Annotated in this window: 12 protein-coding genes; 2 read left to right on the forward strand and 10 right to left on the reverse strand. The window is 59.4% G+C overall.

The genetic code is table 11. The annotated features are described in order from the left end of the window. The 4 genes from ACYJRZ_RS00005 to ACYJRZ_RS00020 all read right to left on the reverse strand — a co-directional run. The coding region (locus ACYJRZ_RS00005) for an RNA polymerase sigma factor (protein WP_459455004.1) at positions 1 to 1,223 on the reverse strand (1,223 nt) is incomplete at its 3' end. Positions 1,224 to 1,228: 5 nt separating this feature from the next. Continuing rightward, on the reverse strand, positions 1,229 to 1,567 hold the full coding sequence (locus ACYJRZ_RS00010) for a YciI family protein (RefSeq protein WP_112335089.1): 339 nt from the start codon (positions 1,565 to 1,567) through the stop codon (positions 1,229 to 1,231). Positions 1,568 to 1,815: 248 nt separating this feature from the next. Next, entirely contained in the window at positions 1,816 to 2,004 is a 189-nt protein-coding gene (locus tag ACYJRZ_RS00015) for a YegP family protein (RefSeq protein WP_015341032.1), read from the reverse strand. Between the two features lie 101 nt (positions 2,005 to 2,105). After that, a complete protein-coding gene (locus tag ACYJRZ_RS00020; RefSeq protein WP_459456874.1) occupies positions 2,106 to 3,926 on the reverse strand; it encodes an ABC transporter transmembrane domain-containing protein in 1,821 nt (606 codons plus the stop codon). Between the two features lie 175 nt (positions 3,927 to 4,101). Between ACYJRZ_RS00020 and rpmE the strand changes: the two genes are divergently transcribed. Then, positions 4,102 to 4,323: a 50S ribosomal protein L31 gene (rpmE, locus tag ACYJRZ_RS00025; protein ID WP_034503571.1), complete on the forward strand. Its 222-nt coding sequence runs from the start codon at positions 4,102 to 4,104 to the stop codon at positions 4,321 to 4,323. 74 nt (positions 4,324 to 4,397) lie between these two features. On the opposite strand, the gene ACYJRZ_RS00030 is transcribed toward rpmE, so the two are convergent. The 4 genes from ACYJRZ_RS00030 to ACYJRZ_RS00045 form a co-directional block, all read right to left on the reverse strand. Then, complete coding sequence (locus ACYJRZ_RS00030) at positions 4,398 to 6,335, reverse strand: GTP-binding protein (protein WP_459455005.1); 1,938 nt, start codon at positions 6,333 to 6,335, stop codon at positions 4,398 to 4,400. A 275-nt stretch (positions 6,336 to 6,610) separates the two neighbouring features. After that, positions 6,611 to 7,126 (reverse strand): protease adaptor protein RcdA, encoded by a 516-nt coding sequence (rcdA, locus tag ACYJRZ_RS00035; RefSeq protein WP_069611865.1) that lies wholly within the window; start codon positions 7,124 to 7,126, stop codon positions 6,611 to 6,613. Positions 7,127 to 7,510: 384 nt separating this feature from the next. Next, on the reverse strand, positions 7,511 to 7,702 hold the full coding sequence (locus tag ACYJRZ_RS00040) for a DUF1192 domain-containing protein (protein ID WP_459455006.1): 192 nt from the start codon (positions 7,700 to 7,702) through the stop codon (positions 7,511 to 7,513). A gap of 28 nt (positions 7,703 to 7,730) precedes the next feature. Further along, on the reverse strand, positions 7,731 to 9,005 hold the full coding sequence (locus ACYJRZ_RS00045) for an MFS transporter (RefSeq protein ID WP_459455007.1): 1,275 nt from the start codon (positions 9,003 to 9,005) through the stop codon (positions 7,731 to 7,733). A gap of 224 nt (positions 9,006 to 9,229) precedes the next feature. On the opposite strand from ACYJRZ_RS00045, the gene ACYJRZ_RS00050 reads away from it, so the two are divergent. After that, positions 9,230 to 9,391 (forward strand): hypothetical protein, encoded by a 162-nt coding sequence (locus ACYJRZ_RS00050; protein WP_015341025.1) that lies wholly within the window; start codon positions 9,230 to 9,232, stop codon positions 9,389 to 9,391. Positions 9,392 to 9,438: 47 nt separating this feature from the next. Here ACYJRZ_RS00050 and ACYJRZ_RS00055 read toward each other — a convergent pair whose 3' ends face one another. Both ACYJRZ_RS00055 and ACYJRZ_RS00060 read right to left on the reverse strand, forming a co-directional pair. After that, positions 9,439 to 10,356 carry a PhzF family phenazine biosynthesis protein gene (locus tag ACYJRZ_RS00055; RefSeq protein ID WP_459455008.1) on the reverse strand — a complete coding sequence of 306 codons (918 nt, stop codon included), beginning with the start codon at positions 10,354 to 10,356 and terminating at the stop codon, positions 9,439 to 9,441. A gap of 160 nt (positions 10,357 to 10,516) precedes the next feature. Next, positions 10,517 to 11,779 carry a serine hydrolase domain-containing protein gene (locus tag ACYJRZ_RS00060; protein ID WP_459455009.1) on the reverse strand — a complete coding sequence of 421 codons (1,263 nt, stop codon included), beginning with the start codon at positions 11,777 to 11,779 and terminating at the stop codon, positions 10,517 to 10,519. Positions 11,780 to 11,949 lie beyond the last annotated feature (170 nt).

Here is an 11,949-nt window from a genome sequence, read left to right on the forward strand (position 1 = left end):
TCGAGGCGTGCCTGCAGGAATTGCCGGACGGCTCCGCTGTCACTGAGGCCGATTGCGGTGCGATATGCGTGGGAGGCGCTTTCCGCATCTCCCGCTTCGGTCAGCAGGTGGGCGCGCACGGCCCAGTAAGGCTGATAGTCGACGATTTCGCGCTCGGCTATCCGGTCAAGGAGAGCCAACCCGGTAGTTGGACCTTCCACTTTGCCCACGACGGCCGCGTGGCTGACGCGCGCGCCGGCCGTCGGCTTCATGATCACGAGCGCTTCATAGAGCTTGGCAAGAGCGGTCCAGTCAGTGATGCCGGAGCGTCGCCGGTCGGCATGCACGGATTGGATCGCAGCCTGGCACTGGAACGCGCCGAAACGCCCGAATGTGCCAGCCTTTCGCAACAGATTGTCGGCTTCCGCGATCATTTCATCGTCCCAAAGTGCCATGTCCTGCTCGTCGAGAGGGACATATCGTCCATTCGCGTCGCGCCGGGCCACCTGACGGGATTGGCTGTAGAGCATCAGCGACAACAAGCCTGCTGCCTCCGGCTCCTCGGGCAGGGTCGCAAGCAGCGTGCGGCCCAGCCAGATAGCCTCATCCGCTAGGGATCTTTGCTTGCCGATCTCTCCGTCGACACCGTCCCAACCGAGGCCATAGGCGGCATATATCGCCGAGAGCACGCTTTCCAATCGTTCCGGCAGTGCGGGCCGCTCCGGAACGATGAAGGGAATATGTGCGTCACGAATCTTGATTTTTGCCCGTACCAGCCGCTGGCTCATGGCTTGCGGAGAAACGAGGAAGGCCTTGGCTATGGTTGCGGCATCGACGGCCAGGACGGATTGTAGCATCAGCGGGGTATGAGCCGAGCGATCCAAAGCCGGATGGGCGCAGACGAAGAGGAGCTTCAGGCGCTCATCCGGAAAGGTGGAATTGTCGGCGTTCATGCGTTCCTCCGCTTCTTCGAAGGCCATCATGATCCTGTCGCGCGCACCGGCCCTGACGTTCTCGTGCCTGACCCGGCGCAGGAGGTTACGCTTGGCCGCAACCAGCAGCCAGGCTTCCGGATTGTCGGGAATGCCGCGTTCCGGCCAAGTACTCAGAGCTGCCGCGATCGCATCGGACAAAGCATCCTCGGCCGCCGGCACGTCGCGGAAGCGTGCGGCGAGAAAAGCAATCAGCTTGCCATAGGACTGACGCGCCGTTTGCTCGGCGGCGCGTCCGGCATCCAATGCCATGATGGCTACATCTGCAATCGGGGCCGTATCTCGACCGAACCCTGCTGGGAGATCGGGACGCGCAGCGCCCATTCCAACGCGGCATCGAGATCCGGCACATCGATCAGGTAGAAGCCGCCAAGCTGCTCCTTACCTTCAGGGAAGGGACCGTCCTTTACCTCATGGTCCTCGCCCTGGCGACGGACCACCGTTGCTGTCTCTGGCGCGGTTAGTCCCGCGCCTCCCGTCATGATGCCGGCCTGGACAAGCGCCTGCGTGTAGGCGATCCAACCGTTCTTATAGGTCGGATCGGCACGACGCCCAAAATCCTCGGCTGATTCACGAATGATCAAAGCATATTGCATGAGATAGATCTCCCATTTGCAGTTTGGCGATGGCCGGGCGGTGTAGCCTGCAAAGCTGAATGCCGGACTATACAACACCGCTGGCAAAACGGCGTCCTGCCGCTTCGATAGAATGAGCCGCTAGCCAGCGTGAATTCGACATTTGCGGAAAGATTTTTTGAAATTCGCCGCAGAAAAATCAAAACGACCGGCATGCCCGAAGGGCAGCCGGCCGTTAATGGTTTTGCAGCGAGTGCGTGACGCGAGAATTATGCGGTGGCGGTGGTCTGGTCGTCGATAACGGCGCCGCCGACGTGAGCCTTGATCGATTCGATGGCATGCAGGGCCGAGGCCTTCGCCTTATAGCCTTCCGAACCGAACATGGTTTCGCCGTTCGAGGCCTTGAAGCGGAAGCGAAATTCGCCGGCCTTGTCCTTGTAGACTTCAAATTTATACATGGTTCTCGTCTCCTAGAATCGCGTCAGCGCGGGATAACGCTGAAAATCTAGCTCAACTTTGAAACTATTTCCACAAGGTTGTATTTGAGACGACTTGCCCGCTATTTCGCGATCAGCATGTAATCCTCGATGCCGGCGTCAAACTGCAGGCGCGCAAGCTTGGCATAGATGCCACCGTGGCGGATCAGGCTCTGGTGCGTGCCTTCCTCGACGATACGGCCCTGATCCAGCACCAGAATGCGGTCGGCCTTCAAGACGGTCGCCAGGCGATGGGCGATGACAAGGGTGGTGCGTGCCTCCATCAATCCCTCCAGGGCCTTCTGAACGAGCGTCTCGCTCTCGGCATCGAGAGCGGAAGTCGCCTCATCGAGCAGCAGGATCGGCGCGTTCTTCAGAATGGCGCGGGCAATGGCGACGCGCTGACGCTGGCCGCCTGAAAGGGTGACACCGCGTTCACCGACCTGTGTCTCATAGCCCATTTCAAGACGCGAAATGAATTCGTCCGCCTGCGCGGCGATGGCGGCGGCGCGCACTTCGTCGCGCGAGGCGCCAGGGCGGCCGAAGGCGATGTTGTCATGAATGGAGGCTGCGAAGATGGTGGTGTCCTGAGGGACAATGGCGATGCGCTCACGCAGGGCATCCGGCAGAACGTCGCGCGCATCGATGCCATCTATGGACACACGACCCTTCTGCGGATCGTAAAAGCGCAGCAGCAGCGAAAAGATCGTGCTCTTGCCGGCACCCGACGCGCCGACGATCGCGACTGTCTCACCCGGCTTCACGGAGAAGGAGAGCCCATGCAGCGCCGATCTGTTCGGTCGTGACGGGTAGGAGAAGTGGACGTCGGAAAATTCCACGCGACCCTGCGGTGGTTGCGGCAAGGGCAGGGGATTGGCGGGGGCGGCGATGGGGGACACTTCGGCAAGCAGTTCGCCCAGGCGATCGGCAGCGCCTGCAGCTTGCGACAGCTCGCCCCAGACTTCCGACAGCGAGCCCAGGGAAGAGCCGGCGATGACGGAATAGAGGAGGAACTGGCCAAGCGTGCCGGCCGACATGGTGCCAGCAAGCACGTTCTGCGCACCGACCCAGAGAACCGCGACGATGCTGCCGAAGACCATGGCAATGGCAAAGCCCGTCAGCAGCGAGCGGGATTTGATCGCGGCGCGCGCCGCCTGATAAGCATCCTCGACGGCGCTGCCATAGCGCTGCGCCGCGGCGTCTTCACCATTATAGGCCTGAATGGTGCGGTTGGCCGCGATGGTCTCGTTGGCATAAGCGGATGCCTGCGCCAGCGTCTCCTGTGCGGCCCGCGAGCGCTTGCGCACGGAACGGCCGAAACTGACAAGCGGCAGGACGATGATCGGGATCGCGATCAGCACGATGCTCGAGAGCTTCGGACTGGTGACGATCATCATGATGACGGCGCCGAGACAGAGGATCAGGTTGCGCAGCGCAACGGAAGCTGTTGCACCGACCGCAGACTTGATCTGCGTCGTATCAGCCGTCAGCCGCGAGACGATCTCGCCGGATTGATTAACGTCGAAGAAGGAGGGCGACAGCCGCGTCACGTGGTCGAAGATCTCGCGGCGCATATCGGAGACGATGCGCTCGCCGATGGAGATGACGAAGTAATAACGCAGCGCGCTTGCAGCCGCGAGCAACAGGGCCATGATCATGATCGCTACGAAGTAGCTGTCGATCAGACCGCGATCGGCCTGATCGAAGCCGTGATCGATCATGCGGCGGACGGCGACCGGCAAGGCGAGCGAGGTAACGGCGGCGATGACGAGCGATATGATCGCGCCTGCCACCATGCCCCGATATCGCCTGAGGTATGGCGCCAGTCGTCCGAGAGGACGGATCGAACGGTTTTTCTTTTCCTCAGCCTGGCCAGTCTCTGACAAGTCGTCTCCAATCACCATATCAGCAAGGGACTCGACGTTTTCGCCCCTTGTTATCGCCGCTGCCTTCATGTATAGGCACGCCATCTTAATTGGAAGCCGTGGCCTTTAACGGACTGCGGCTTCATTTATTCAATCGGTTCGGTTGCCGCAATGCCTTGCGACAAATGGACCCTGGCATGACAGGAAGATTGTTATGAAGGCCAACATCCATCCCGACTACCACACCATCAAGGTGGTTATGACCGACGGCACCGAATATGAAACCCGCTCGACCTGGGGTTCTGAAGGCGCTGTCATGAACCTCGAAATCGACTCCAAGTCCCATCCGGCTTGGACCGGCGGCAACCAGCAGATGATGGACCGTGCCGGCCGCGTTTCGAAGTTCAACAAGCGCTTCGGCGGTCTCGGCATCTAATCGCATTGCGATTTGCCGCTTGAAAAGAGCCCGGTTTTGCCGGGCTTTTTTGCGTTGATGCAGTGCTCGCACCCTCATCGCACACGCCGCAGGTAATCGGCACGGTCGAACGGATTTGCCGCTGTGCGCTCCCGTACACGGTGCGAACCCGATAGGGGCACATAGTGGTCGAAGGCGTGCTCCAGGACGCCGGCTCCGCCCGACAATCCCGGCAATTGCCTTTGGATCATGTGGATCATTGATGATGCCACCGTCCCCTCCAGTCGTGCGATACCATCGTCGATCAGCGATCTTCTCATCGATGCGCCGGATTTCGCGAGCAGGCTGTGGACGCCAGCCAACGCCGTTGCCGGTATCTCGACGTGAAAATGCTCGATAGGCTCGCATAAGATCGTCTGTGCGGAGGAAAGCGCGGATGCGAGCACCAGCGGCGTCAGCTTGCGGAAGTCGACCGCCGTACTCGCCGGCGAACTTTGCCGTGCCGCCGTCATGGCGACGTGGCAGTCGACGATCTGCCAGCCGAAAAAACCTTCCTTCAACGTTTCGAACGTAGCTTCCTCGACCGCCCGATAGAAGCTTGCGGGCATCTGGCCGACATCCACCTCCAGGGCAAAGCTGTTTCCGCTGCCTTCCGGCCGTGGCTCGACGCACAATCCGACGGTTGCGAGAAACGGATTGGGCTCCTTGAATATGTGCTCAACCGCGCTTCCCGATCCAGCCAGCCCTTCGACACAGATGACGGTGCTTTCCTCGAAGGCGATGTCGAGGCCGAACTCGGTCGAAAGCGTTGCCTGAATGACCTCCTTCTGCACTTCGCCATAGAGCGAAATATATATGTCGCCGGTTTCCTCATTGGTACGCAGGTTGATGAGCGGATCCTGCTCAGCGAGTTGCCCCAGAGCCAGCCAGAGCGCTGCGGTTTCAGACGGGCGCATGGCGCGAATGCGGGTTTCCAAGGTCGGCGGCGCGAAGTGGTGAAGCGTGGCTGGCGGGCTTTCGGTGCCGATCCAATCGCCGATACGGGCGTTCGTAAGACCGCCGACCTTGGCGATCTGTCCGGCGCTGATCTGCGCGACTTTCTCCGCCTTGCCATCCCGGAAGAGCTGGAGGCTGCTGATCTTCGCCGGGCCGTTCGCGGTTTCGATATCGTCGCGAAGGCCGACCGTGCCAGACGCCAGATAGAGATAGGCGAGCTTCTCGCCACCCCATCCGCGTTCGAACTTGAAGATCGTCCCGGAAACCGGACCGTCATGGTTCGGCTGACGGCTGGGCAGCAAAGTCTGGACCGCCGAAATCAGGGTAGGGATGCCGAGGCCCCGCGTCGCCGCGCCGGCGAATGCCGGATGAATCAGAGACTTCGCCACTTGATCGACAAGGGCTTGCTCCAGCCTCCGTCGTGTCAGGCGCTCGGGAGCCAGAACATAATCTTCCAGCAAGAACTCGTCGTTGACCGAAAGGGCCTCGCAAAGGCGCGAGAAATGCGGATCGCTTCCGACGTCTGCGGTTTCCACCGTGGCCAGCCTGCTGCCGGCGTCATGGACGATCGACATGGCGATGGGGCGGACCGCCAGTTGGGTTGCGATATCCTCAAGTACCTCATCGTAGCGCGCGCCGAGGCGGTCGACCTTGTTGATGAAGAAGATGAAAGGGATGCCGAGGCGGCGCAATGCTCTGACGAGCACGCGGGTCTGCGATTGCACGCCCTCGACCGCCGATACGACGACCACGGCTGCATCAAGTAGCTGCAGCACCCGTTCGATCTCGGCAATGAAGTCCGGATGGCCTGGCGTATCGATGAGGTTCACCGCTACGTCGCCGATGGTAAACGAGACCACCGCGGCGGCAATGGTGATACCGCGTTGTCTTTCGAGTTCGAGACTATCGGTCTGCGTGTTGCCGGCATCGACGCTACCGAGCTTGTCGATTATGCCGGTGTCGAAAAGGAGGCGTTCCGTAAGGCTAGTCTTGCCCGCGTCTACATGGGCGAGGATGCCCAGATTCAATGTGCGCATGGTTCATCATCTTCTCAGAATTTCGGATTTGATTTTCGTGAGAAGTGAGTCGGCGCATTGGGTCCTCCACGCACATTCGATATCGGCTTGCCCCTCTCTTGAGAGAGACAGGCACCCTTCTTTACAGAGGTTTCGCGGAATCCGTCAAGTTTCGCCCGCTTGCTACTTAGGGCTTAGCTTTGCGCGCGGCTTTTTTATAAGATGGTTGGCTGCTCAAAACAAAACCGGCCGCGCTGCGCGCGACCGGTTCGAATTCATAGCCGATGATTGAGGGCTCAGTTGCCGCCAAATGCGGTCTGAAGCAGGGTCAGCTGTGCCTTGACGCTGTTCTGGTTGTCCGGAACGATGGCTGCTTCCGTCGGACGGTAGATTTCGCGATCGAGGATAGCGACGCGGTTCTGCAGGCGTAGCGAACGCTCCACGAGATCGCGGAAGGATTCCGGCAGGTCATTCCAGCCCGGAGCGGTGCGATCGACGTTGAAGCCGTCGAGGCGAACCTTATTCTTTTCGGCTAGCACCTGATCGCGCGACATTTCGCCATTGTTGACGGCGCGCTGGAGAAGCAGCCAGGAGGCCATCTGCATGAGACGGGTCGTCAGCCGCATGGATTCGGCGGCGTATAGTACGGAGGCCATGCGCGGCAGAACCTTGGAAGCGGCGCGGCCCTGGCCATCGAGATAGCCGGCGGTTTCTTCGACCAGCGACATGCCTTCAGAATACAGTGCCCTGAACTGTGCCGACGATGCGGCATGGCCAGCAAAGCTGATCGTGTTCAACCCAAGTTCCGACATTGAATAAATCCCTGCTTCACGCAACACTTTTGTTCAGGAAAAGCCGGTCAAGTCCCTAAGAGCTTTCGGCATCCGCTTTTATGACTTTAAGATGGTTGTTTTAACTGAAATTCGCAAGGCGATTCTTAAGAAAGGGTTAATCTCCACAGTTTCGGCGAGGTCCGTGATACAGGACAAAAAAGAAGAGCCGCAAAAGCGGCTCTCAAGGTAAAACAGGGAGAAAAATCAGACCAATTCGCCAAGTGGAGGAACTGTCTGAGTCCAGAGCGAATCTGGATGGTCATAGTAATATGTCGTAAAGCTTAATATTGAGTTGACCATGCCTTGATTCTGGACTCAGCCGTATAGATTTCGCACTGCGGCAAGCCACCTTAGGACGATGCCTCAGAAGCGGAAAAGACTATCCGCCGCCTTGCGGCCGGAGGCCTTTGTGGCGATCTCCTCTTCCAGCCGGGCTATCTCGCCCTGGAGCAATGCAATGCGGCTTTTCAGCTCGTCCACCGACAGCAACGACAGGTCGCTGCCGATCTCGTGGGCGGATGGCTGCTTTGGACGATCATCATCGAATAGGCTCATTTCGGCTCCTCCTTCCCTTCAAGAGGGATCAGGTGCCGTAATCTACAGTTATATCGTCCTTTTTTGAAGTCTCGCTGCGCGCCAGCGCCATGCTCTCCGGCGTGATCATCTGTGCGTTGGCCGATGGCATGGTCGTATAGGCGTCGCGATCGCCCGCCGGCTTTGCGGCGCGCATGCGGCTGCGGAAGATCGAATAGGAGGTAATCAGTACATGGGCGATGGCGGTGACGAAAAACAGCGAGTACGGGCCGATGGAGGACATGACCGGGCCGCTCAAGGTCGGGCCAATGATCGTGCCGATACCGTAGAGCAGCAGCAAGCCGCCCGAAACCTTGACGAAATCCTCGGGCGCGGCAAAGTCGTTGGCATGGGCGACGGCGATCGGATAGAGCGTATTGGCGACGGCGCCATAGATGACGACCATGCTGATGAGGAAAGCCGGGCTGCCGGGTCTCAACAGGAAAAGCAGCAGGCCGTCGAGGGCTGCGATCGCCGCCATGCCTGCGAGCACGTAGCGGCGGTCGATGCGATCGGAAAGGCGGCCCGCCGGCAGCTGCATCACGGCGCCGGCGAAAATGGTCGAGCTCATCATCAGCGCGATATCGCTTTGCGAAAGGCCGGCCTTGGCGCCGAAGACGGCGCCGAGCGTGCCGTATGCGCCATTGGCGATGCCGACGAGCAGGATACCGATCGAGGCGACCGGCGAATTGCGGTAGAGCGCCTTCAGATCGAGGCTGACGGCCTTCAGCGGCTGCGGCGAGGCGGCGGTCGACAGCGTAGTCGGCAGCATGGCGATACAGTAGCAGATGCCGCACACCATGAAGAGAATTGGCGTATGGACATCGGCGAAGGGCACCATCATCTGGCCGGCGACGGCGCCGATCAGCGTAATACCGATATAGAGCGAGAAGATTGCACCACGGCTTTCATTGGTGGCGCGTTCGTTGAGCCAGCTCTCGATGATCATCGAAGTGCCGGCTGTGCAGAAGCCGGTCACAGCGCGCAGCGCCACCCACCAGATGGGGTCGACGATGATGCCGGTCAGAAGCGCGATAATGGCGATGACGGAGATGAAGCCCGAAAAGGCACGCACATGGCCGATGCGTCTAACCAGTTTGGGCGCCGTCAGGCAGCCGAGCACAAAGCCCGTCGCCCACGTCGTGCCCAGCAGGCCGAGCGTCGTCGTCGCATAGCCTTCGGCCGTGCCGCGCACGGGCAGCAGCAGGCTGTGCAGGCCATTGCCCGTAAACAGGAACAGCGTACCGAACAGCAGAGCGAGTACCGGCAATATGTTTCTTTTCATGCTCCCCACCTTCATGCGGCTCGTTTTAGGAGCCGAAAGACAGGATCGCGCCCTGCCTGCATTCGCTATTGATTGTGTCCCGGATTGCCGCTATCGGCCTGTAGAAACAGTCTGTTGGCGCGGAAAAATGTCCGTCCTATGACGATTAGAGCATGATCGCGAAAGGCATGCAGCGGTTTTTGGTCGCGGCTGCCCTCACTCTTGCATAAATGGGGAAAAATAGCGTGACAAAAGCCATAGCGGTGCTGCTTCTGCTCGCCATGGCGGTGCATATAATCAAGCCTTTGGGGCTGCCAGGCCTGAGGCGCAGGGCTGATTTCTGGAAGATCGCCCTCTTCGCCTTTGCCATCTGGACGGTGGCGCTCGTTATCAACGAGGTGTTTTAGGGCATTCCGGACCGTTTTCGGGCTTCAGCCGCGGCGTGCGTCGCTTCCTAGACCCGGATCTCTCCGCGCATGACAAAGACGCTGCTGCCGGACAGCAAGACTTCATTTACCGTACCGCCAGATTTTTTGACATCGACGCCGATGATGCTGCGCCTTCCCATTTCCACGCCCTGCTTAATGGTGATTTTTACTTCCGCGTCCTGTGCCGGTAGCAGGGAAGTCAGATAGGCGCCTATCGCAGCGGAGGCGCTACCGGTTGCCGGGTCTTCCGTTACATTATCGAGCGGCGCAAACATGCGGGCGCGGATGGCCCACGGATTTTCGGCGGAGCGTACGTAGAGAAAGAGCGAAAAGCCCGTCTTGTCTTCCTTGTGCTGCGCAGCTGCCTCGGCAAAAACGGCGGCATTCGGCCATGCCTTGCCAAGCGTTTCGAGGCTATCCAGCTCCGCAAAGGCGAAAGGTAGGCCGACAGATGCAAAGGTGGGAGCATGGGTCGTATGGCGGATCGATTGCGGGTCAATCTGCACGCAGCGTGCAATCAGTTCGTCGGCGATCGTCTCGCCGACCGAAAGTTGGCCCGGCGCGCGAATGCTTGCGCCCGACACTCCATCATCGTTGCGTAACAAGGTAACTTCCACAAGGCCAGCGTCCTCTTCGAAGATCAGCCGGTCGTCTGCGGGTTTTCCGAAGATCGTCCGCTGCTGGCCGAGAACGAAGGCGGTGCCGACATTCGGGTGGCCGGCGAAGGGAATTTCAGCCGTCGGGGTGAAGATGCGGACGCGGGCTGTATGCCCCGGATTTTCCGGCGGCAACACGAAGGTCGTTTCCGAATAGCAGAACTCGGCTGCGATCTTCTGCATGGCGCCGCTGCTGAGGCCACGCGCATCAGGAATGACGGCCAGGGGATTGCCGACAAAGCGTTCGGATGTGAAGACATCGACGGTGACATAGGCGACGGTGTTCATGGCGGGCCCCACAGTTTTTATAGATCTGCGAGGATTTAGCCGCTGCTCGGCTGAGGCTGGAAGCGGGAACTTGTGCCGGTGACAACTTCACCAGCGGTCACCGTTGAAGGTCTGCCTTTGCGTATCAGTTTGAAAGCGGCCTCACACAATCACGATCGCTTCAATTGTTCTGAAACTGCTTGAGCACGCTGGACCAGAGCTCGACAAGCTCGGCAGTGCCCGTATCGCCTGGCTTTGCACGTACAGCCGTGTGAACGAGAACCAGATGTGTTGTCGGATCGACGAGGATGCGCTGGCCGGCTCGTCCGTCCAGAAAGAACGTTCTGCGCGGGCCGGGCATCAGCCAGGTCTGATAGCCATAGCCCCAGGGGTTCGTTTCGTGATTGACCGCCAGGAACGAGCCTTGCTTGACCGGCTCCGTGGCATCGAGAAGCCATTGGCGTGGTATGATCTGTCGTCCATTCAGGGCGCCGTCATGGGCGAGCAGCATGCCGAAGCGCGCATAGTCGCGAAGCGTCGCGCTGAAGCAGCAGTAGCCGACTTCCTGGCCTGTTTTGTCGACCTGCCAGTTCGCGCTGGCTTCTGCACCCATCGGTTGCCAGATGCGGGTCTGCAGATAGTCTGCCATGCTCATATGGGTGGCATGGGTCAGGACGAGGCTCAGTCCCTCCGTATCGAGATTGCTGTAGTGCCAGACCGTATCGGGAGGCGCGACCCGCTTGTTGAAGCGGGATATGGCTGTGATGGGGTCGAGCTTTTCCGGGCCAAGCAGTGAATTGCTGAGATGAATATTGTCGTCGGGGTTGCCGAAGTTTTCGGTGAAGGCAATGCCGGAGGCCATGTGCAGCAATGCGCGGATCGGCGTGACACCCATCTCCGTGCCTTTCATCTCCGGCACATAGGTCTCAACTGTATCGTCGATCGAATGGATTGCGCCCTCGGAAATCGCAATCCCGATCATCATGCCGGTCAATGTCTTCGCTAGGGATTGCGAGACGAAGCGATCGTGATCCGTGCGGCCGTATTGATAATGTTCAAACAGGATCGTGTCGTTGCGGGCAATCAGCAATCCCGTGGTGGGATTGGTGTCGAGATATTTCGACAGGGAGGCGGTTTCAGCGCCGAATGTGAATTTCACCGAAATCTCGGACGGGGCGCGTAACAGCTGTAACGGATGTTCGGCGGCGGCGATCGTGTGCGTTGGCGCAAGCTGATCGGCGTGGGTGAAGTTGCCGATCATGTTGCGTTGTTCGCTGAGCGGCATGCCGACGGGATAGCCGAGTTTCTCACCGTAAGCTTCTGCATCCGGTCCGGTCGGAGAAAAGACGGGAACGGCTGCGCGCACCTGTTGGGCGTGAGCAATATCTGTTTGAGCGACCAAGACGACAGCAAGAACGGCAATAAAACTGCGCCAGGCCAGCATATGGCAACCCCTCTATTCGGCCCTTCATTATAATTGGACCTAGTGCCGCTCTTTTGTAACATCCGTTTGACACGGTTTTCTTTCCGATATCACAGCAAAGCTGATCTAGCCATTGTGGCAGATGTAGCTTGCTCTGTTCTGAATGTTCGGGCTTTATTGCCATAAAGAAA

The organism is Rhizobium sp. No.120 (assembly GCF_054558365.1).